23 protein-coding genes are annotated in these 20943 nt (G+C 43.5%); all 23 read left to right on the plus strand.

Annotated features, from left to right (window positions below; genetic code table 11):
- Positions 1-17: 17 nt before the first annotated feature.
- The 23 genes from V6D42_RS03820 (at position 18) to V6D42_RS03930 (ending at position 20942) form a co-directional block, all read left to right on the plus strand.
- A complete protein-coding gene (locus tag V6D42_RS03820; RefSeq protein WP_333512407.1) occupies positions 18-1055 on the plus strand; it encodes an NAD(P)H-dependent glycerol-3-phosphate dehydrogenase in 1038 nt (345 codons plus the stop codon).
- A gap of 336 nt (positions 1056-1391) precedes the next feature.
- A complete protein-coding gene (locus tag V6D42_RS03825) occupies positions 1392-1595 on the plus strand; it encodes a DUF2768 domain-containing protein (RefSeq protein WP_333512408.1) in 204 nt (67 codons plus the stop codon).
- Positions 1596-1616: 21 nt separating this feature from the next.
- Positions 1617-2351, plus strand: coding sequence for a hypothetical protein (locus tag V6D42_RS03830; RefSeq protein ID WP_333512409.1), 735 nt, complete (start codon positions 1617-1619; stop codon positions 2349-2351).
- Between the two features lie 182 nt (positions 2352-2533).
- Positions 2534-4012 carry a stage IV sporulation protein A gene (gene spoIVA, locus V6D42_RS03835; RefSeq protein WP_010334746.1) on the plus strand — a complete coding sequence of 493 codons (1479 nt, stop codon included), beginning with the start codon at positions 2534-2536 and terminating at the stop codon, positions 4010-4012.
- Positions 4013-4382: 370 nt separating this feature from the next.
- Positions 4383-4661, plus strand: coding sequence for a non-specific DNA-binding protein Hbs (gene hbs / locus V6D42_RS03840; protein WP_003153447.1), 279 nt, complete (start codon positions 4383-4385; stop codon positions 4659-4661).
- 174 nt (positions 4662-4835) lie between these two features.
- Positions 4836-5408 carry a GTP cyclohydrolase I FolE gene (folE, locus tag V6D42_RS03845; protein WP_010334745.1) on the plus strand — a complete coding sequence of 191 codons (573 nt, stop codon included), beginning with the start codon at positions 4836-4838 and terminating at the stop codon, positions 5406-5408.
- A 21-nt stretch (positions 5409-5429) separates the two neighbouring features.
- Complete coding sequence (gene mtrB / locus V6D42_RS03850) at positions 5430-5657, plus strand: trp RNA-binding attenuation protein MtrB (RefSeq protein ID WP_024121871.1); 228 nt, start codon at positions 5430-5432, stop codon at positions 5655-5657.
- Between the two features lie 166 nt (positions 5658-5823).
- Positions 5824-6579, plus strand: coding sequence for a heptaprenyl diphosphate synthase component 1 (hepS, locus tag V6D42_RS03855; protein WP_168748135.1), 756 nt, complete (start codon positions 5824-5826; stop codon positions 6577-6579).
- 5 nt (positions 6580-6584) lie between these two features.
- Positions 6585-7286, plus strand: coding sequence for a demethylmenaquinone methyltransferase (gene menG, locus V6D42_RS03860; protein WP_333512410.1), 702 nt, complete (start codon positions 6585-6587; stop codon positions 7284-7286).
- Between the two features lie 24 nt (positions 7287-7310).
- The gene (hepT, locus tag V6D42_RS03865; RefSeq protein ID WP_333512411.1) at positions 7311-8273 is read left to right on the plus strand and encodes a heptaprenyl diphosphate synthase component II; all 963 of its coding nucleotides are present in this window, start codon (positions 7311-7313) and stop codon (positions 8271-8273) included.
- Between the two features lie 115 nt (positions 8274-8388).
- Positions 8389-8838: a nucleoside-diphosphate kinase gene (gene ndk / locus V6D42_RS03870; RefSeq protein ID WP_333512412.1), complete on the plus strand. Its 450-nt coding sequence runs from the start codon at positions 8389-8391 to the stop codon at positions 8836-8838.
- Between the two features lie 225 nt (positions 8839-9063).
- A complete protein-coding gene (cheR, locus tag V6D42_RS03875; protein WP_333512413.1) occupies positions 9064-9834 on the plus strand; it encodes a protein-glutamate O-methyltransferase CheR in 771 nt (256 codons plus the stop codon).
- 74 nt (positions 9835-9908) lie between these two features.
- Complete coding sequence (gene aroC / locus V6D42_RS03880) at positions 9909-11081, plus strand: chorismate synthase (protein ID WP_168748133.1); 1173 nt, start codon at positions 9909-9911, stop codon at positions 11079-11081.
- Positions 11081-12169 (plus strand): 3-dehydroquinate synthase, encoded by a 1089-nt coding sequence (gene aroB, locus V6D42_RS03885; protein WP_333512414.1) that lies wholly within the window; start codon positions 11081-11083, stop codon positions 12167-12169. Before aroC ends, aroB begins: the two co-directional genes overlap by 1 nt.
- The gene (gene aroH / locus V6D42_RS03890; RefSeq protein WP_333512415.1) at positions 12166-12549 is read left to right on the plus strand and encodes a chorismate mutase; all 384 of its coding nucleotides are present in this window, start codon (positions 12166-12168) and stop codon (positions 12547-12549) included. Before aroB ends, aroH begins: the two co-directional genes overlap by 4 nt.
- Positions 12550-12766: 217 nt before the next feature.
- The gene (gene trpE / locus V6D42_RS03895; RefSeq protein ID WP_333512416.1) at positions 12767-14314 is read left to right on the plus strand and encodes an anthranilate synthase component I; all 1548 of its coding nucleotides are present in this window, start codon (positions 12767-12769) and stop codon (positions 14312-14314) included.
- Positions 14286-15302, plus strand: a complete 1017-nt coding sequence (trpD, locus tag V6D42_RS03900) for an anthranilate phosphoribosyltransferase (protein WP_333512417.1) — start codon at positions 14286-14288, stop codon at positions 15300-15302. Before trpE ends, trpD begins: the two co-directional genes overlap by 29 nt.
- Entirely contained in the window at positions 15295-16047 is a 753-nt protein-coding gene (gene trpC / locus V6D42_RS03905) for an indole-3-glycerol phosphate synthase TrpC (RefSeq protein ID WP_333512418.1), read from the plus strand. The genes trpD and trpC overlap by 8 nt, the downstream gene beginning before the upstream one ends.
- Positions 16048-16051: 4 nt before the next feature.
- Positions 16052-16705: a phosphoribosylanthranilate isomerase gene (locus V6D42_RS03910; RefSeq protein ID WP_333512419.1), complete on the plus strand. Its 654-nt coding sequence runs from the start codon at positions 16052-16054 to the stop codon at positions 16703-16705.
- Positions 16686-17888, plus strand: a complete 1203-nt coding sequence (trpB, locus tag V6D42_RS03915) for a tryptophan synthase subunit beta (protein ID WP_333512420.1) — start codon at positions 16686-16688, stop codon at positions 17886-17888. The genes V6D42_RS03910 and trpB overlap by 20 nt, the downstream gene beginning before the upstream one ends.
- Positions 17881-18684: a tryptophan synthase subunit alpha gene (gene trpA, locus V6D42_RS03920; protein ID WP_333512421.1), complete on the plus strand. Its 804-nt coding sequence runs from the start codon at positions 17881-17883 to the stop codon at positions 18682-18684. The genes trpB and trpA overlap by 8 nt, the downstream gene beginning before the upstream one ends.
- A gap of 11 nt (positions 18685-18695) precedes the next feature.
- A complete protein-coding gene (gene hisC / locus V6D42_RS03925; protein ID WP_333512422.1) occupies positions 18696-19778 on the plus strand; it encodes a histidinol-phosphate transaminase in 1083 nt (360 codons plus the stop codon).
- A gap of 48 nt (positions 19779-19826) precedes the next feature.
- On the plus strand, positions 19827-20942 hold the full coding sequence (locus V6D42_RS03930; RefSeq protein WP_333512423.1) for a prephenate dehydrogenase: 1116 nt from the start codon (positions 19827-19829) through the stop codon (positions 20940-20942).
- Position 20943: the final 1 nt, after the last annotated feature.

Raw genomic sequence — 20943 nt, forward strand, 5'->3', positions numbered from 1 at the left:
AAAGGTGTGAAGCAAATATGAAAAGAGTCACAATGCTTGGAGCGGGAAGCTGGGGAACGGCACTGGCTTTAGTGTTAGCTGATAACAACCATGATGTGAGAATGTGGGGGCATCGTGGGGAGCTGATCCAACAAATAAATGATCTGCACGAAAATAAGGATTATTTGCCGGATGTCAAGCTTCCTGAATCGATTCAGGCAACAACGGAAATCGGGGAGGCTGTTTCAGACGCAGATTTCATCATAGTTGCTGTTCCAACCAAAGCGATTCGGGAAGTGTTGAGACAGGCAGTGCCTTTTATGACCAAAAAAGCAGTCTTTGTTCATGTGAGTAAGGGGATAGAGCCGGATTCACTCCTGCGCATTTCTGAAATTATGGAAATTGAGCTCCCGAGTGATGTCAGAAAGGACATTGTTGTGCTCTCCGGGCCGAGCCATGCTGAAGAAGTGGGACTCCGGCATCCGACAACCGTCACTTCCTCTTCAAAGAGCATGCAGGCTGCAGAAGAGGTGCAGGATCTATTTATAAATCACAATTTTCGGGTGTACACAAATCCTGATATTATCGGTGTAGAAATCGGAGGCGCCCTAAAAAATATTATCGCCCTTGCTGCTGGCATCACAGACGGCTTAGGATACGGCGATAATGCCAAGGCTGCTTTGATTACGCGTGGTCTTGCTGAAATTGCGAGACTCGGCACAAAAATGGGCGGGAATCCGCTAACGTTTTCCGGTTTGACAGGTGTCGGCGACCTGATTGTTACGTGCACAAGTGTTCACTCCAGAAACTGGCGTGCCGGCAATTTACTCGGAAAAGGGTACAAGCTTGAGGACGTTCTTGAAGAAATGGGAATGGTCGTTGAGGGAGTGCGCACGACAAAAGCGGCTTACCAGCTTTCAGAAAAATATCAGGTGCAAATGCCGATTACAGAAGCCCTCCATGAAGTCCTATTTAATGGACAAAAGGTAGAAACCGCTGTTGAATCCTTAATGGCGAGAGGGAAAACCCACGAGATGGAGGACTTGGTGAATACATTTGATAACCAAGTAAAATAAAAGTGGCAACGGAATAAAAGTCCGCATATTCTAATTGCACGAAAGCCCGAAACACAGAAGAATACCCAGACCTTGGGATCTCCTGAAACATTTTGCCGATTTAGGCAAGAGAGGATGCATCTGTATGCAACGTCGCATACTATAGCATCGAAGTCCAAGAGAGTGTTTCTTAAACGTAGGTGAATATAGTCAACTTGACTGAAGCAAAGTCCCCCTCTTTGCTTCAGTTTTTTTATTCTATCAAAGGATGGAAAATCTGGTTGATCTTTTCAAGCCCTGTATATTAAAATAAAATATAACGCTTACAAAACAAATGTCGGAGGGGGCACGATTTATTTGAGTCTGGCATTGATCAAGATGTGGTTTGCTCTTGGTTCCATGGGGCTGATGTTTTTGGCCGTAGCATGCATCTATTTAAGCCGTTTTAAATGCCAAAACCGTTTTCTGAAGATTGCGGTTTCATCGTTTGCTTACATGTGTGTATTGATTTCAGGGATTATTGTATTTGTGGTGGTATTCAGCGGCCCTGTTAATGAATAAAGCTGTAAAAGGAAGTGCTGTATGGTTAAACTGAAGTGCGCTATGATTTTTGTAGCAGTGATTTTCTTATCAGGATGTTTATATCCACATGAGCGGAAAAGCAGTGTACAAGCCATTCCATATCAGGACCAATTAAAGCTGGTTCAATCTGCCGTTGATGAATTTCAAAAGGCAAACGGAGGACTGCTACCGATTCAAACAAAAGATATGTCTACACCGCTTTATCAAAAATATCCGATAGATTTTAACCGTTTAGCGCCGAGATATATGGCCGAACCTCCAAGCACGGCATATGAAAGCGGCGGAGACTATCAATACGTGCTTGTCGATGTAGAGGACAATCCGACTGTTAAACTGATTGATGTAAAGATGGCGGAAAAAATACGTGATATCAAATTGCGCGTTCAAATGTACCGCCAAGAACATAAATATCCGCCATATCAGGATGTATTAGCGCGGGACTTGTTTACACTTGATGGGAAAAAACTAGGGGAGGCTGACTCTCTTTCTGTCACAAGCCCAATCTCAGGAAATTCCCTGCCGCTTATGATTGACGGAGACGGAGAAATTTATGCTGACTATCGGACAGAGCTCGTTTCCTGTCTCAAAAAAAGCAAAAAAACGTTTAAACCCGGCACGGAAATACAGGACATGATATGGGAAGAGACGCCTTTCGTCCCCGCATTTTCAGTGAAATATACCGTTAATGACAAACAAGAACCTGTTTTTTTAGAAAATGATATAAAAAAGGAATGAACCTTTCTCCCTTGCATACAAATAGGGAGAAAGGTTTTCTTATACTTTAATAGATTAAGGATGGAAAATTTTCTAAAGATGTCATATTGAAATAGGACAACGTCATACACATATAGTGTCCTGTGTTTGATTGAAAAAGGTTAATAAAATTGATAAGGATAGGAAGTCCGGGAGGGGATCACTTGGAAAAGGTCGATATTTTCAAGGATATCGCTGAACGAACAGGAGGCGATATATACTTAGGAGTCGTTGGTGCTGTCCGTACAGGGAAATCCACGTTTATTAAGAAATTTATGGAGCTTGTGGTGCTCCCGAATATCAGCAATGAAGCAGACCGGGCACGTGCGCAGGATGAACTGCCGCAAAGCGCAGCCGGAAAAACGATTATGACTACAGAGCCTAAGTTTGTTCCGAATCAGGCGATGTCTGTTCATGTATCAGACGGACTCGATGTCAATATAAGATTAGTAGATTGTGTAGGCTACACAGTGCCGGGTGCAAAAGGATACGAGGATGAAAACGGCCCGCGGATGATTAATACGCCTTGGTACGAAGAACCAATCCCGTTCCATGAGGCTGCTGAAATCGGAACGCGGAAGGTGATTCAAGAGCATTCGACCATCGGAGTGGTCATTACGACAGACGGCACGATTGGTGATATCGCTAGAAGTGACTATATAGAGGCAGAAGAAAGAGTCATTGAAGAGCTGAAAGAAGTCGGAAAACCCTTTATTATGGTCATTAACTCAGTAAAACCGTATCACCCGGAAACAGAGGCGATGCGCCAGGATTTAAGCGAGAAATACGATATCCCTGTTTTGGCAATGAGTGTAGAGAGTATGCGGGAAAACGATGTACTCAATGTTCTCAGAGAGGCTCTTTATGAGTTTCCGGTGCTTGAAGTAAATGTCAATCTCCCAAGCTGGGTCATGGTGCTGAAAGAAAACCATTGGCTTCGCGAGAGCTATCAGGAGTCAGTAAAAGAAACTGTTAAGGATATAAAACGGCTCCGTGATGTCGACAGGGTTGTCGGTCAATTCAGCGAGTTTGAGTTCATTGAAAGTGCCGGATTAGCAGGGATTGAGCTCGGCCAAGGGGTTGCAGAAATTGATTTGTATGCGCCGGACCATTTATATGATCAAATCTTAAAAGAAGTGGTAGGCGTTGAAATCAGGGGCAGAGACCACTTGCTTGAGTTGATGCAGGATTTTGCCCATGCGAAAACGGAATATGACCAGGTGTCTGACGCCTTAAAAATGGTCAAACAGACGGGATACGGCATTGCAGCGCCTGCTTTAACTGACATGAGTCTGGATGAGCCGGAAATTATACGGCAAGGCTCCAGGTTTGGCGTGAGATTGAAGGCTGTCGCACCGTCAATCCATATGATCAAAGTGGATGTCGAAAGCGAATTCGCGCCGATTATCGGAACTGAAAAACAAAGCGAGGAACTGGTACGCTACTTAATGCAGGACTTTGAGGATGATCCGCTTTCAATTTGGAACTCTGACATTTTTGGTAGATCACTCAGCTCTATTGTGAGAGAAGGGATTCAGGCAAAGCTGTCACTGATGCCTGAAAACGCACGATACAAATTAAAAGAAACATTAGAAAGAATCATAAACGAAGGATCAGGCGGCTTAATCGCCATTATCCTGTAATGCGGGAAGACCTCTTTATAGAATAGGAGGTCTTTTTTCTTTGCTCTTAATATTGGAAAAGGATCAAGGAATAGGATGAAAAAAGGAAAAAAAGGAATATTTGTTCGGTAAATCACGTTAAATCCTTGACGAGCAAGGGATTGACGCTTTAAAATGCTTGATATGGCTTTTTATATGTGTTACTCTACATACAGAAATTCTTCACTCTGATGGACAAACCTTCCTTGGAGTGCAGTTTTTCTTAAAAGCCGTTTAATTGTCTTTCTCTTGCTTGTCTGATTTTTTTCTCAGGCAGGTTTAGAATCAGACTGAACTGTGAAGAAATGATAATAAACGAACTGAGTATTCCTTTTGGGAGGAGGTGAAAGGCATGAACAAAACAGAACTTATTAATGCGGTTGCGGAAGCAAGCGAATTGTCTAAAAAAGACGCGACAAAAGCAGTTGACTCTGTTTTTGATACGATCTTAGATGCACTTAAAAACGGTGATAAAATCCAACTGATCGGTTTTGGTAACTTCGAGGTGCGTGAACGTTCTGCACGTAAAGGACGCAACCCTCAAACAGGTGAAGAAATCGAAATTCCAGCAAGCAAAGTACCTGCTTTCAAACCAGGTAAAGCGCTTAAAGACGCAGTTGCCGGAAAATAATTGTGAATATAGATCGTGTATGCATCTAGCTTACATACACTATATTTCTTCACAGAAAAGCCCCTTCTTAAGGGGCTTTTCATTTTTTAGGAGCGTGTGCATTCACTTTGCTTTTAGCGGGGCATATGTGCTAGAATCGAAATTAAATGTATTCATTGGTGGAGGACACAGAACATGAAAGAAGTTAATAAAGAACAAATCGAACAAGCGGTTCGTCAAATTTTAGAAGCGATCGGAGAGGACCCAAACAGAGAAGGGCTTCTAGACACTCCGAAACGAGTCGCAAAGATGTATGCCGAAGTATTCTCCGGCTTGAATGAAGATCCTAAAGAACATTTCCAGACTATCTTCGGGGAAGACCATGAAGAGCTTGTTCTTGTAAAAGATATCGCGTTTCATTCTATGTGTGAGCATCACCTTGTTCCTTTTTACGGAAAAGCACATGTTGCATATATACCGCGGGGCGGAAAAGTCACAGGGCTCAGCAAATTGGCGCGTGCCGTTGAGGCAGTTGCAAAGCGCCCGCAGCTTCAGGAGCGCATCACTTCTACAATTGCAGAAAGCATCGTAGAAACGCTTGATCCACATGGCGTAATGGTTGTTGTTGAAGCGGAACATATGTGCATGACAATGCGGGGCGTAAGAAAGCCGGGCGCCAAAACAGTCACTTCAGCTGTCAGAGGCATTTTCAAAGATGATGCTGCTGCACGTTCAGAAGTATTGGAACATATTAAACGCCAGGACTAATAAAGATAGAGGGTGCTATAAATGAACGAAAAGCATTCAAGCGATTTTGTCGTCATTAAAGCAATTGAGGATGGAGTGAATGTGATCGGCCTGACAAGGGGAACGGACACTAAGTTTCATCATTCCGAAAAACTCGACAAGGGAGAAGTGATCATTGCTCAGTTTACAGAGCATACTTCTGCCATTAAAGTCAGAGGAGAGGCGCTCATTCAAACCGCATACGGAGAAATGAAAAGCGAAAAAAAATAAGCTGGCTGTCCCCGCTGTTTTCAAAGCAAATGCTCTCAAACAGCGGGCGGATACAGCCAATTTGTTTTTTTTATGCTATAATGATACCTGCGTAATCTTATGACAAAATAAAACTCATACATATGATTTAGAAATAAATGTGAATTCGGGGACAAGGGTGATATTTTTGCAAGACATCTACGGAACTTTAGCCAATCTAAACACGAAAATAAAACAAAAGCTGTCTCATCCCTATTTAGCGAAGCATATTTCTGCGCCTAAGATTGATGAGGATAAGCTTCTTCTTTTTCATGCATTATTTGAGGAAGCCGACATAAAACACAATGACAGAGAAAACTATATTGTAACAGCGATGCTTGTACAAAGCGCCCTTGATACCCATGATGAAGTAACGACAGCCAGAGTCATAAAACGAGACGAAAACAAGAACCGCCAATTGACTGTTCTTGCAGGCGATTATTTCAGCGGACTGTACTATTCATTACTCTCTGAAATGAAGGATATCTATATGATTAGAACGCTCGCTACAGCAATTAAAGAAATCAATGAACATAAAATTCGTCTGTATGATCGATCCATAAAAGACGAACACCATTTTTTTGAAAGTGTCGGCATCGTTGAATCTGCTTTATTCCATCGGGTGTCTGAACATTTCAATCTCCCGCGCTGGAAGAAGCTATCGAGTGATTTTTTTGTATATAAGCGGCTTATGAACGGAAATGATACATTTTTAGATGTGCTCGGCAGTGTTATACAGCTGGGGAAAACAAAAGAAGAGATGCTGGAAGAGTGTCTTAAAAAAGCAAAGAACAGCATTGAGTCACTTCTACCTCTAAGCTCACCTATTCAACATATTTTATTAAACCGCCTGAAAACAATCAGCCAAGATCAAACTTATCATCAGAAAGTGGAAGAAGGGTAACCATTATGCAGGACTCAAAAGAACAGCGGGTACACGGAGTATTTGAAAAAATATATAAAAACTACGACCAAATGAACTCTGTCATCAGTTTTCAGCAGCACAAAAAATGGCGTGATAAAACAATGCGCATTATGGGTGTCAAAGAAGGCGCCAAAGCTCTCGATGTTTGCTGCGGAACAGCCGACTGGACGATTGCTCTTGCAAAAGCAGCCGGTAAAACCGGTGAGATAAAGGGTTTGGATTTCAGCGAAAACATGCTGAGCGTCGGCAAACAGAAAGTAAAAGACGGCGGTTTCAGTCAAATCGAACTGCTGCACGGAAATGCAATGGAGCTCCCTTTTGATGATAATACATTTGATTATGTAACAATTGGTTTCGGACTGCGTAATGTACCTGATTATTTGACTGTACTGAAAGAAATGAGACGTGTGGTGAAGCCTGGCGGACAAGTGGTATGCCTGGAAACCTCACAGCCTGAAATGCTTGGATTTAAACAGGCTTATTTTATGTACTTTAAGTATATTATGCCGTTTTTCGGGAAGCTGTTTGCAAAAAGCTATAAAGAATATTCATGGCTCCAAGAGTCAGCCAGAGAATTCCCTGGTATGAAGGAACTGGCAGGCCTGTTTGAAGAGGCGGGTCTGAAAAATGTCAAATATCATTCGTTTACTGGCGGAGTCGCTGCCACGCATATCGGATGGAAATGAAAACACAGATGTTGGGTGAATGATATGAAATTTAAAATGGCCTACTCTTTTTTAAATGACGATATTGATGTAATTGAAAGGGAGCTTGAACAAACCGTACGCTCCGATTATCCGCTTTTGAGCGAGGCGGGTCTTCATCTATTGCAGGCAGGAGGCAAACGGATTCGGCCTGTCTTCGTTCTGCTTTCCGGCATGTTTGGCGATTACGATATCAATAAGATTAAATATGTGGCTGTCACTCTGGAAATGATTCATATGGCATCGTTGGTTCATGATGATGTTATTGACGATGCGGAGCTTCGCAGAGGAAAGCCGACGATCAAAGCAAAATGGGATAACCGGATTGCGATGTATACAGGCGATTATATGCTTGCCGGGTCTCTTGAAATGATGACGAGAATTAATGAGCCGAAAGCTCACCGGATTTTGTCGCAGACCATTGTTGAAGTGTGTCTTGGAGAGATTGAACAAATCAAAGACAAATACAACATGGAACAAAATCTCAGAACATACCTGCGGCGCATAAAAAGAAAAACTGCGCTTCTTATCGCTGTCAGCTGCCAGCTAGGGGCTATTGCGTCCGGAGCTGAAGAAAAGATTCATAAGGCGCTCTACTGGTTTGGATATTATGTCGGGATGTCTTATCAAATCATTGATGATATTCTTGATTTTACTTCAACTGAAGAAGAACTGGGTAAACCGGTTGGAGGCGATTTGCTTCAAGGAAATGTTACATTGCCTGTCCTATATGCATTAAAAAACCCAGCTTTAAAGAATCAGCTTAAGTTAATTAACAGCGAGACGACACAAGAACAGCTTGCGCCTATTATTGAAGGAATCAAAAAAACAGATGCAATTGAAGCATCAATGGCAGTAAGCGAGATGTATTTGCAAAAAGCTTTCCAAAAGCTTAACACGCTTCCGAGAGGGCGTGCGCGTTCTTCTCTTGCAGCCATCGCAAAATATATCGGCAAAAGAAAATTTTAAATTTTTGTAGATATTAAGAAATTTCTCCGCCCCGGATTGATTAATTATCTGAAAGATGTTACGATTTCGGTGTGCAATGTGAAAGCCTATACATACATATGATGGGGTGGAGAATGTGATGGAAAAGACTTTTATCATGGTGAAACCGGACGGTGTCCAACGGCAGCTGATCGGGGAGATTTTATCTAGATTCGAACGTAAGGGCTTACAACTAGCTGGCGCAAAGCTGATGAGAGTAACGGAACAAATGGCTGAGAAACACTACGCTGAACATCAAGGGAAGCCTTTCTTTGGAGAACTTGTTGAGTTTATTACTTCCGGACCTGTTTTTGCGATGGTGTGGGAAGGCGAAAATGTCGTTGAAGTGACCAGGCAGCTGATTGGAAAAACAAACCCTAAAGAAGCATTGCCAGGCACCATTCGCGGGGATTTCGGCATGTTTGTCGGAAAAAATATTATCCACGGCTCTGATTCTCTTGAAAGCGCTGAGCGTGAGATTCATATTTTCTTTACGGATGAAGAGTTAGTATCATATCAACAACTCATGACAGGCTGGATCTATTAATCATTGCTGAAAAAGCCGAAACTGGCATATACATACCGCTGGTTTCGGCTTTTTTGTAAAGGTTTACATTGACTTGAATATATAGCTAAACGGCATGGGGCCAACCATGTCTTTACCAATTATCTGAAATCAGCTGAAAAGCTGATTTTTTTATTTGAAACAATACAATTTCCTGATAAAACAAGCTATACTAGGACAAAAGACAGCGAGACTAGGAGAGAAGAGATGGATACATACAGCGTATTTACAACCAAATGGAAGCAATTAACCGGAGTTGATTTAACTTTATACAAAGAAGCGCAAATGAAGAGAAGGCTGACATCCCTTTATGAGAAAAAAGGTTTTCAAAGCTTTAAGGATTTTGCAGCGGCATTAGAAAAGGATCAAGTGCTTTTAAATGAAACGTTAGACAGAATGACGATTAATGTTTCAGAATTTTATCGTAATTATAAAAGATGGGAAGTTCTTGAAACGGCTATTTTGCCTTTAATCAAACATTCGCAGCCTTTAAAAATATGGAGCGCGGCATGCTCTACAGGGGAGGAGCCGTATACGCTCGCAATGATTTTAGATCAGCAGAAAGGGCTCCCGGGCTATCAGATTTTGGCCACTGATATAGATGATAAAGCATTGGAAAAAGCGAAAAAAGGCGTGTATCAGGAGCGGTCTTTGCAAGAAGTGCCGTCTTCTGTGAAGGATCGTTATTTTATTCAAAACACTGATAAGAGCTATGAAGTGAAACATGACATAAAGAAGAACATTAGGTTTCAAAAACATAATTTGCTTGCGGATCGCTACGAGCAAGACTTTGATTTAATTGTGTGCCGCAATGTTTTTATTTATTTTACAGAAAGCGCAAAGGAAGAGCTGTACTTAAAAATGGCACATAGCTTAAAAAAGAATGGGGTTCTCTTTGTCGGCAGCACAGAGCAGATTTTTAATCCTGAGAAATTCGGTCTTTCTCCCGCGGATACATTCTTTTATCAAAAAAGATAGACTGACTTTTTACCGAAAAATATGTTATAGTAGTTTTACTTAAAAGCGTTAATGCGATGAAGGGAGAAGAAGTCATGAGATATTTAACAGCCGGTGAATCACACGGCCCCCAATTGACAACTATTATTGAAGGTGTGCCTGCGGGGCTTTACATAACTGAGGAAGATATCAACTTTGAGCTTGCCAGACGCCAGAAAGGCCATGGCCGCGGACGCCGCATGCAGATCGAAAAGGACCAGGCGAAAATTATGAGCGGGGTGCGCCATGCCCGCACACTTGGTTCACCAATTGCTCTTGTGGTAGAAAATAACGATTGGAAACACTGGACTAAAATTATGGGTGCGGCTCCGATTACTGAAGAAGAAGAAAAGGAAATGAAACGCCAAATTTCCAGACCTAGACCGGGACACGCTGATTTAAACGGTGCGATTAAATATAACCACCGTGATATGAGAAATGTGCTTGAGCGCTCTTCAGCACGTGAAACGACCGTAAGAGTGGCAGCAGGCGCTGTCGCTAAAAAGATCCTTTCTGAACTTGGCATTAAGGTAGCGGGCCACGTATTACAGATCGGGGCAGTTAAGGCTGAAAAAACGGAATATACTTCAATTGATGACTTGAAGCGTGTGACTGAAGAGTCTCCTGTCAGATGCTACGATGAAGAAGCAGGCAAAAAAATGATGGATGCCATTGACGAAGCGAAGGCAAACGGAGATTCCATCGGCGGAATTGTGGAAGTGATTGTTGAAGGAATGCCGGTGGGCGTGGGCAGCTATGTTCATTATGACCGTAAACTGGACAGCAAGCTTGCTGCGGCAGTACTATCTATTAATGCATTTAAAGGTGTGGAATTCGGCATCGGTTTTGAAGCGGCCGGGAGAAATGGAAGCGAGGTTCATGACGAGATCATTTGGGACGAAGAAAAAGGATATACTCGTGCTACGAACAGACTTGGCGGATTGGAAGGCGGCATGACGACAGGAATGCCAATCGTTGTCCGCGGAGTCATGAAGCCGATTCCGACATTATATAAACCGCTGAAAAGTGTGGATATTGAAACGAAAGAACCGTTTTCTGCAAGCATTGAACGTTCAGACAGCTGCGCAGTGCCAGCGGCAAGTGTAGTGGCGGAAGCTGCTGTTGCATGGGAAATTGCCAACGCTGTTGTTGAACAATTCGGTCTTGACCAAATTGACCGCATTAGAGAAAACGTGGAGAATATGAGAAAACTGTCGAGGGAATTTTAATGAGAACACTGCATGTTCAAACCGCTTCCTCTTCGTATCCTGTATTTATCGGACAAGGAATCAGAAAAAAGGCTTGCGAACTATTAAACTCGCTAAACAGGCCATTCACACGCATTATGCTTGTTACCGATGAAGAAGTGGATCGCCTGTACGGTGATGAAATGCTTCATCTGCTGGAAGAAAAATGGCCTGTCAAAAAAGTGACGGTGCCGAGCGGAGAGCAGGCGAAATCAATGGATATGTATACGAAACTGCAGAGTGAAGCGATTCGATTTCATATGGATCGCTCCTCATGCATCATCGCTTTTGGAGGCGGTGTTGTAGGAGATCTTGCTGGATTTGTGGCTGCCACATTTATGCGCGGCATTGATTTCATTCAAATGCCTACAACGCTTTTGGCGCATGACAGCGCGGTCGGAGGAAAAGTAGCGGTAAACCATCCGCTTGGGAAAAATATGATCGGCGCATTTTATCAGCCAAAAGCCGTGCTCTACGATACGGACTTCCTCCGTTCCCTTCCGGAAAAAGAGCTTCGGTCTGGGATGGCAGAGGTGATTAAACATGCTTTTATTTATGACAGAGCATTCCTGAAAGACCTGCTGGACATTCACTCACTGAACGATATGACCAGCGAGCAACTGAATGATATGATTTTTAAAGGCATTTCGATTAAAGCGTCTGTCGTTCAGCAGGATGAAAAGGAAGAAGGAATCAGAGCCTTTCTTAACTTTGGGCATACGCTTGGCCACGCAGTTGAGGCGGAGTATGGCTACGGACAGATCACCCACGGGGATGCGGTAGCACTCGGTATGCAGTTTGCTTTATATATAAGTGAACAGGAAGCCGGCTGTGAAATGGACAGAAATCGTTTAGTCAGCTGGTTTAAGAACCTGGGCTATCCAAGCCGCATAAAAAAAGAAACGGCAACTTCCGTGCTATTAGACCGTATGATGAATGATAAAAAAACCCGCGGCGGTATGATCCAATTCATCGTTCTCAAAGAGTTAGGAAAAGTCGCCGACCATACGTTTTCGAGAGATGAACTTGAGAGCTGGCTGAACAAATGGCGAATGGAGGAGACATCATGATGATTCGTGGAATTCGCGGAGCAACTACAGTAGAACAGGACACTGAAGAAGAAATTTTACAAAAAACCAAACAGCTGTTAGAGAAAATGATAGAAGAAAACCAAACAAAGCCTGAAGATGTTGTTCAAATGCTTCTATCGGCGACACCTGACCTGCACTCTGTTTTTCCGGCAAAAGCTGTGCGCGAGCTTTCTGGCTGGCAGTATGTACCGGTGACATGCATGCAGGAAATGGATGTTACTGGCGGGCTGAAAAAATGTATAAGGGTCATGATGACTGTTCAGACTGATGTTCCTCAGAATCAAATCAGACATGTCTATTTGGAAAAAGCGGTCGTATTAAGACCCGATTTATCATTGACAAAAAATAATGAATTGTAATACGATAAGAACAGCTTAGAAATACACAAGAGTGTGTATAAAGCTTAGTGAATGAGTTGAGTTAGAGAATAGGGTAGCAGAGAATGAGTCTAGTTGAGCTGAGACATGTATGTTTATTCTACCCAAAAGAAGCCTTTCTTTTGGGTTTTATTTGTTATATCTTGATTTTTCCTCTCATGCCTTCTTCTCATTCTCCTTGCCATAAGGAGTGAGAGCAATGAATTTCCAATCAAACATTTCTGCATTTTTAGAGGACAGCATGTCCTACCGCACCATACCGATTGTGGAGACATTCACAGTTGACACACTAACACCTATCCAAATGATCGAGCAGCTGGACAGGAAGATCACTTACCTTCTAGAAAGCAAGGATGACACATCAAATTGGTCCAGATATTCGTTCATCGGCCTTCAGCCATTTCTCACGATCAAAGAACAGCAAAATGATTTTACTGCTCAAGATGAGAATGGCAGATCCCTTTACAATGGAAAAGAATTGAAAGAGGTCCTGGATTGGATGACTGCAGCATACAAAATCAAAACGCCAGAGCTTGCCATTCCCTTTGTCGGCGGAGCTGTCGGGTATTTAAGCTATGATATGATTCCCATAATTGAACCTTCTGTTCCTCGCCACAGAAAGGAAACGGAATTTGAAAAGTGTATGCTGTTTGTTTGCAGCACATTAATCGCTTATGATCATGAAACAAAAAACGTCCACTTTATTCAGTATGCCAGATTGAATGGACAAGAAACTGAAGCTGAAAAAATTGCTGTGTTCAATAAAAATCATCGAGAGCTCCAAGGCCTCATTGATAAGATGATGGATCAAAAAAACATCCAAGAACTGTTTCTTTCATCTGAATCATATAAGACACCTAGTTTCGATACAGTATCTTCAAACTACGAAAAAACAGCGTTTATGGCAGATGTAGAAAAGATCAAAGAATATATAAAAGCAGGCGACATCTTTCAAGGTGTTCTGTCACAAAAATTTGAGATTCCGATAACAGCAGATTCCTTCGAATTGTACAGAGTGCTGCGAATCGTCAATCCCTCGCCCTATATGTACTATATAAAACTCCCGGACAGAGAGATTGTCGGCAGCTCTCCAGAACGGTTAATCCACGTTCAAGACGGGCATTTGGAAATCCATCCGATTGCCGGAACAAGAAAAAGAGGCGCAGACAAAGAGGAAGATGAAAAACTCAAAATTGAGCTCATGAAAGATGAGAAAGAAAAAGCAGAGCATTATATGCTCGTTGATCTAGCTCGAAACGATATCGGCAGAGTGGCGGAGTATGGATCGGTTGCTGTGCCGGAGTTCACAAAGATCGTTTCATTTTCACATGTCATGCACATCATTTCAGTCGTCACAGGAAGGCTGAAAGAGGGCGTTCACCCTGTCGATGCGCTAATGTCGGCTTTTCCCGCGGGAACTTTAACCGGGGCCCCAAAAATCCGTGCCATGCAGCTTTTAAATGAATTGGAGCCGACACCGAGGGAGACATACGGCGGCTGCATCGCCTACATCGGATTTGACGGGAATATCGACTCCTGTATTACGATCCGCACCATGAGCGTGAAAAACGGCGTGGCATCGATACAGGCTGGAGCAGGTATTGTTGCTGATTCTGTGCCGGAAGCCGAATATGAGGAAAGCTGCAGCAAAGCGGGCGCGCTGCTGAAAACAATTCATATTGCTGAAGACATGTTTCGTAGCAAGGGGGATGAAGCGGATGAACCAATTTCTGCAAACGTGCGTTGACGGAAAGACACTTACTGCGGTTGAAGCAGAAGCGCTTATGAATATGATGATGACAGCAGAAATGACTGCTTCTGAAATGGGCGGTATATTGTCAATCCTGGCTCATCGGGGCGAAACTGCAGAAGAACTGGCGGGCTTTGTGAAGGCCATGCGGACACATGCCCTTACGGTAGACGGACTTCCTGATGTGGTTGACACATGCGGAACAGGCGGTGACGGCATCTCTACCTTTAACATTTCAACGGCATCGGCAATCGTTGCTTCAGCAGCAGGAGCTAAAATTGCTAAGCACGGCAATCGCTCCGTATCTTCTAAAAGCGGAAGCGCCGACGTTCTTGAAGAGCTTGGGATTCCAATCCAAACCACACCTGAAGAAGTCAGAGTCAGCATTGAAACAAATAACATGGGATTTCTCTTTGCGCCGCTTTATCATTCGTCCATGAAACATGTAGCGGGCACAAGGAAAGAGCTAGGATTCAGAACGATTTTTAATCTGCTCGGACCGCTCAGCAATCCTTTGCAGGCGAAGCGTCAGGTGATCGGTGTCTATTCTGCTGAAAAAGCGGGATTGATGGCAAGCGCACTGGAAATGTTTCAGCCAAAGCATGTACTATTCGCAGCAAGCCGTGACGGTTTAGATGAGCTTTCGGTTACATCACCGACCGATGTGATTGAAATAAAGGATGGAGAACGCCGGGAATATACAGTTTCACCCGAAGAGTTCGGCTTCAAAATTGGCAGACTTGAAGATATACAGGTCCAGTCACCGAAAGAAAGCGCTCATTTGATTCAGAATATTTTTGAAAATAAAAGCAACCAATCAGCTTTATATATTACAGCCTTTAATGCCGGCGCTGCGATATACACGGCGGGTATTGCCGAAACACTGAAAGAAGGAACGGAGCTTGCGTTAGAAACGATTACAAGCGGAGGTGCCGCAGCGCAGCTCGACAGACTGAAACAGAAAGAGGAAGAGATCTATGCTTGAAAACATCATCAATCAAAAAAAAGAAGAAGTCAAAACTCTTATCCTGCCAGAAGAACAGCCTTTTGAAAAACGGTCTTTTAAAGAGGCGCTGGCAGACGCGAACCGTTTTATCGGATTGATTGCTGAAGTCAAAAAAGCGTCGCCGTCAAAAGGGCTCATTAAAGAAGATTTTGTTCCGGAACGGATTGCGAGAGACTATGAAGCTGCGCAGGCAGACGCGCTTTCTGTTTTAACTGACTTTCCGTTTTTTCAAGGGAAAAACAGGTATTTATCAGACGTAAAGCGCGCTGTTTCGATTCCTGTGCTAAGAAAAGATTTTATTATTGATTCTATTCAAGTGGAGGAATCAAAGAGAATCGGAGCAGATGCCATATTGTTAATCGGCGAGGTGCTTGATCCCCTACAGCTTCACGAGTTGTATCTCGAAGCAAAGGTAAAGGAAATGGACGTGTTAGTTGAGGTTCATGATCAAACGACGCTTGAACAAATAGTAAAGGTATTCACCCCAGATATTCTCGGTATTAATAATCGAAACTTAAAAACGTTTGAAACTTCACTCGAACAGACGAAACAGATTGCATCCCTCGTTCCGAAAGAATGCTTGCTTGTCAGTGAAAGCGGCATTGGTACTTTAGAACATTTAACATTTGTCAAGGAACATGGAGCCCGAGCTGTTCTGATTGGTGAGTCATTGATGAGACAACATTCACAGCAAAAAGCAATCCATGCTTTGTATGGGGAGTGAAGAAATGAAAAAACCGGCATTAAAGTATTGCGGTATACGGTCACTGCAGGATCTGCGGCTTGCAGCGGATTCACAGGCAGATTATCTGGGCTTTATTTTTGCTGACAGTAAACGAAAAGTTTCCACTGCAGATGTGAAAAAGTGGCTGAGCCAGGTTCGCACCGGAAAACAGATTGTCGGCGTTTTTGTGAATGAAACGATGGGAACGATTGCCCATATAGCATACGAATTGCAACTAGACGTCATCCAGCTTCACGGTGATGAGACACCGAAGGATGCTGAAGCCCTTCGCCTCCTGACACATTGTGAAATATGGAAGGCGCTCCATCATAACTGCACAGCAATTCAGGATATGGACCGCTTTATCGATTGTGTAGACGGTTTTTTGATTGACTCATCTGTAAAAGGTGCAAGAGGCGGGACTGGAGTGGCTTTTGCTTGGGAGTGTGTGCCGGAATATCAGCAGAAAGCTGAACAAACGGGGAAACGGTGCTTCATCGCAGGCGGTGTGAATCCCGACACAATCGCAGACTTATTGAAATGGAAACCGGGCGGAGTCGATCTTGCCAGCGGAATAGAAAAGAACGGACAAAAAGATGTCAAACTGATTAGGCTCTTAGAAGAAAGGATGAAACAGTATGTATCCATATCCAAATGAAATAGGCAGATACGGCGATTTTGGCGGGAAATTTGTTCCGGAAACTCTTATGCAGCCGTTAGAAGAAATTGAAAAAGCATTTAAGGAAATAAAGGATGATCCCGCTTTTCGGGAAGAATATCATAAGCTGTTAGCGGAATATTCCGGCAGGCCGACCGCATTAACATATGCCGATCGAGTCACAGAGCATTTAGGCGGCGCTAAAATTTATTTGAAAAGAGAAGATTTAAACCATACAGGTTCTCATAAAATCAACAATGCTTTAGGCCAGGCGTTGCTTGCGAAAAAAATGGGCAAAGCGAAAATCATTGCAGAAACAGGTGCCGGGCAGCACGGGGTAGCCGCCGCGACAGTTGCTGCAAAGTTTGGTTTTTCCTGCATTGTATTTATGGGTGAGGAGGATGTCGCCCGCCAGTCTCTGAACGTATTCCGAATGAAGCTTCTTGGAGCAGAGGTTGTGCCGGTTACAAGCGGAAACGGGACACTGAAGGATGCGACAAATGAGGCCATCCGCTATTGGGTTCAGCATTGTCAGGATCATTTTTACATGATCGGTTCGGTTGTCGGACCACACCCTTATCCGCAAATTGTCAGGGAATTTCAAAAAATGATCGGAGAGGAAGCGAAGGATCAGCTGCAAAATATTGAGGGAACGCTGCCTGATAAAGTCGTTGCCTGCGTAGGCGGCGGAAGTAATGCGATAGGCATGTTTCAGGCATTTTTAGATGAAGATGTTGAACTGATCGGTGCTGAAGCGGCAGGGAAAGGAATTGATACCCCGCTTCATGCCGCTACCATTACGAAAGGAACCATAGGCGTGATTCACGGTTCGCTCACTTACCTCATTCAAGACGGGTACGGTCAAATTATTGAACCTTATTCAATTTCAGCAGGGCTTGACTATCCGGGAATTGGTCCGGAGCACGCCTATTTGCATAAAAGCGGCCGTGTCACATACGATAGCATAACTGATGAAGAAGCAGTAGATGCGTTAAAACTATTGTCAGAAAAAGAAGGTATCTTACCAGCGATCGAATCTGCTCATGCATTAGCGAAGGCATTCAAAATCGCAAAAGAGATGGACCGTGATCAAACTATCCTCGTCTGTTTATCAGGAAGAGGAGATAAGGATGTCAACACATTAATGAACGTATTGGAAGATGAGGTGAAAGCGGATGTTTAACATAGACCAGGACCAGTCGAAAAAACTGTTTATCCCGTTTATTACAGCAGGTGATCCGTTGCCAGAAGTTTCAATCGAACTGGCTAAGTCTCTCCAAAAAGCAGGAGCCACGGCACTTGAGATTGGTGTAGCATACTCAGATCCGCTGGCAGACGGCCCGGTGATTCAGCGAGCTTCAAAACGGGCGCTTGATAATGGGATGAATATTGTAAAGGCGATTGAATTAGGCGGAAAAATGAAAAAAAGTGGCGTCAATATTCCTATTATCCTCTTTACGTATTATAATCCTGTGTTACAATTGAACAAAGAATACTTTTTCGCTTTACTGCGGGAAAATCATATAGACGGCCTGCTTGTTCCGGATCTGCCTTTAGAAGAAAGCGCCAGCCTTCAAGCGGAATGCAAAACCCACGAGGTAACGTATATTTCTTTAGTTGCACCGACAAGCGAAAGCCGTTTGAAAACCATTATTGAACAAGCCGAGGGCTTCGTCTACTGTGTATCTTCGTTAGGTGTGACCGGTGTCCGAAATGAGTTCAATTCATCAGCTTATCCATTTATCCGGACAGTGAAGAATTTCAGCTCTGTGCCGGTTGCTGTAGGGTTTGGTATTTCCAGCCGCGAGCAGGTGGTCAAGATGAATGAAATCTGTGACGGTGTCGTAGTTGGAAGTGCGCTCGTCAAAAAAATAGAAGAATTAAAGGATCGGCTCATCAGCATTGAGACGAGAGATCGTGCAGTGCAGGAGTTTGAAGATTACGCGAAGATGTTTGGCGGTTTGTACAGTTTAAAATGAGGTGACTGGATTTGCGTATCAAAGAACATTTAAAACAACTGAAGCCTTATCAGCCGGGTAAACCAATTGAAGCAGTAAAAGCTGAATATGGTTTGGATAAAGTCGTGAAGCTTGCATCAAACGAAAATCCGTATGGCTGTTCGGAAGCTGCAAAAGAGGCGCTTCATCATGAAATTCAACAGCTTGCGTTATATCCTGATGGATATAGCGCCGCTTTGCGGACAAGGCTTAGTGAGCACCTCAATGTCAGCGAAACATCACTTATTTTCGGCAATGGTTCAGATGAAATCATCCAAATTTTATGCCGGGCTTTTTTAAACGACAAAACAAACACGATTGCAGCAGCCCCGACTTTTCCGCAATATAAGCATAATGCGGTGATTGAAGGTGCTGAAGTTCGTGAAATCGCCCTTCGTGCTGACGGCTCTCATGATTTAGACGGGATGCTTGAAGCGATTGACGAACAGACTCAAGTTGTTTGGATTTGCAGCCCGAACAATCCGACTGGCACTTATACAGCTGAAGGAGAATTGATTTCATTTCTGGAGCGTGTTCCTTCTCGTGTCCTCGTTGTTCTTGACGAAGCATATTATGAATATGTAACAGCTGAGGATTACCCGGAAAGCATACCGCTTTTGAATACGTATCCCAATCTTATGATATTGCGCACGTTTTCAAAGGCTTACGGTCTGGCGGCGCTTAGAGTTGGATACGGCATTGCTGACGAAAAATTGATCCGCCAAATAGAGCCGGCCAGAGAACCATTTAACACCAGCCGTCTTGGGCAGGCAGCAGCGATTGCAGCGCTTGATGATCAAGAATTTATCGCCTCTTGCACCGAGAAAAATCAAGCAGGCCTTCAGCAGTATTATGATTTTGCGAAAACCCACGGATTAAAGTGCTACCCTTCACAGACAAACTTTGTTTTAATAGACTTTAACCGCCCGTCTGATGAATTGTTTCAGGCATTGCTGCAAAAAGGTTATATAGTCCGATCAGGAAATGCATTAGGATTCCCGACTTCACTCCGGATTACGATCGGGACGAAAGAGCAAAACGAGGAAATTCTCGCAACTTTAGCTGAAATTTTATAAGAGGTGATCAAGTATCACCTCTTTAGTCTATGAATCAGGTGATGACGAATGAATCAAATCAAAGATACAATATTGTTCGCCGGTCTCGGATTGATAGGCGGTTCTATTGCGTTAGCCATCAAAAAAAAACATCCGGAAAAACGCATTATTGGGGTCGACATTTCAGATGAGCAGGTGGTGGCTGCTTTAAAATTAGGTGTGATAGATGAGAGTGCTGATTCGTTTATTGACGGCGCGAAAAAAGCTGCAACCATTATTATCGCCACACCCGTTGCGCAAACGCTGCTTATGCTTGATGAACTGGCTCATTCAGGAATTAAGCATCCGCTTTTGATTACTGACGTAGGAAGCACAAAGCAAAAAGTGGTTCATTACGCCGATCAAGTGCTGCCTGCCGGCTACCAATTTGTCGGAGGGCATCCGATGGCAGGCTCGCATAAATCAGGAGTTGCTGCCGCAAAGGAATTTTTGTTTGAAAATGCGTTTTATATTTTAACCCCAGGCCATAAAACGGCCAGACAAGCAGTCGATCAGTTAAAACATTTGCTGCAAGGGACGAATGCCCAATTTGTAGAAATGTCGCCTGAAGAGCATGATGGCGTTACGAGCGTGATCAGTCATTTTCCGCATATTGTTGCAGCCAGTCTTGTGCATCAGACCCATCACTCGGAAGAGCTATATCCGCTTGTAAAGCGGTTTGCAGCCGGCGGTTTTCGGGATATTACCCGGATTGCATCAAGCAGTCCTGCAATGTGGCGTGATATACTTTTACATAATAAAGATAAGATTTTAGATCGTTTTGATGAGTGGACTCGTGAAATTGAAACGATCCGGACATATGTAGAGCATGGGGATGCGGAAAAACTATTCAATTATTTTAAAACGGCAAAGGACTACCGTGACGGACTGCCTCTCCGGCAGAAGGGCGCAATACCGGCATTTTATGATTTATACGTAGACGTGCCGGATCATCCTGGTGTAATTTCTGAGATAACGGCTATACTTGCTGCGGAACGCATCAGTATAACGAATATCCGCATAATTGAAACGAGAGAAGATATTAACGGGATTTTAAGGATCAGTTTTCAATCCGATGATGACCGCAAACGGGCCGAACAGTGCATAGAAGCCCGGGCGGAATATGAAACTTTTTATGCTGATTGAG

Origin of the sequence: Bacillus sp. 0909A, from assembly GCF_036765115.1 — a bacterium.
Classification (GTDB): Bacteria; Bacillota; Bacilli; order Bacillales; family Bacillaceae; genus Bacillus; species Bacillus mojavensis.

Coding starts and splice junctions, on each gene's coding strand:
- V6D42_RS03820 (WP_333512407.1), top strand. CDS start 18: ATGAAAAGAGTCACAATGCTTGGAGCGGGAAGCTGGGGAACGGCACTG.
- V6D42_RS03830 (WP_333512409.1), top strand. CDS start 1,617: ATGGTTAAACTGAAGTGCGCTATGATTTTTGTAGCAGTGATTTTCTTA.
- hbs (WP_003153447.1), top strand. CDS start 4,383: ATGAACAAAACAGAACTTATTAATGCGGTTGCGGAAGCAAGCGAATTG.
- folE (WP_010334745.1), top strand. CDS start 4,836: ATGAAAGAAGTTAATAAAGAACAAATCGAACAAGCGGTTCGTCAAATT.
- mtrB (WP_024121871.1), top strand. CDS start 5,430: ATGAACGAAAAGCATTCAAGCGATTTTGTCGTCATTAAAGCAATTGAG.
- menG (WP_333512410.1), top strand. CDS start 6,585: ATGCAGGACTCAAAAGAACAGCGGGTACACGGAGTATTTGAAAAAATA.
- hepT (WP_333512411.1), top strand. CDS start 7,311: ATGAAATTTAAAATGGCCTACTCTTTTTTAAATGACGATATTGATGTA.
- cheR (WP_333512413.1), top strand. CDS start 9,064: ATGGATACATACAGCGTATTTACAACCAAATGGAAGCAATTAACCGGA.
- aroC (WP_168748133.1), top strand. CDS start 9,909: ATGAGATATTTAACAGCCGGTGAATCACACGGCCCCCAATTGACAACT.
- aroB (WP_333512414.1), top strand. CDS start 11,081: ATGAGAACACTGCATGTTCAAACCGCTTCCTCTTCGTATCCTGTATTT.
- aroH (WP_333512415.1), top strand. CDS start 12,166: ATGATGATTCGTGGAATTCGCGGAGCAACTACAGTAGAACAGGACACT.
- trpE (WP_333512416.1), top strand. CDS start 12,767: ATGAATTTCCAATCAAACATTTCTGCATTTTTAGAGGACAGCATGTCC.
- trpD (WP_333512417.1), top strand. CDS start 14,286: ATGAACCAATTTCTGCAAACGTGCGTTGACGGAAAGACACTTACTGCG.
- trpC (WP_333512418.1), top strand. CDS start 15,295: ATGCTTGAAAACATCATCAATCAAAAAAAAGAAGAAGTCAAAACTCTT.
- V6D42_RS03910 (WP_333512419.1), top strand. CDS start 16,052: ATGAAAAAACCGGCATTAAAGTATTGCGGTATACGGTCACTGCAGGAT.
- trpB (WP_333512420.1), top strand. CDS start 16,686: ATGTATCCATATCCAAATGAAATAGGCAGATACGGCGATTTTGGCGGG.
- trpA (WP_333512421.1), top strand. CDS start 17,881: ATGTTTAACATAGACCAGGACCAGTCGAAAAAACTGTTTATCCCGTTT.
- V6D42_RS03930 (WP_333512423.1), top strand. CDS start 19,827: ATGAATCAAATCAAAGATACAATATTGTTCGCCGGTCTCGGATTGATA.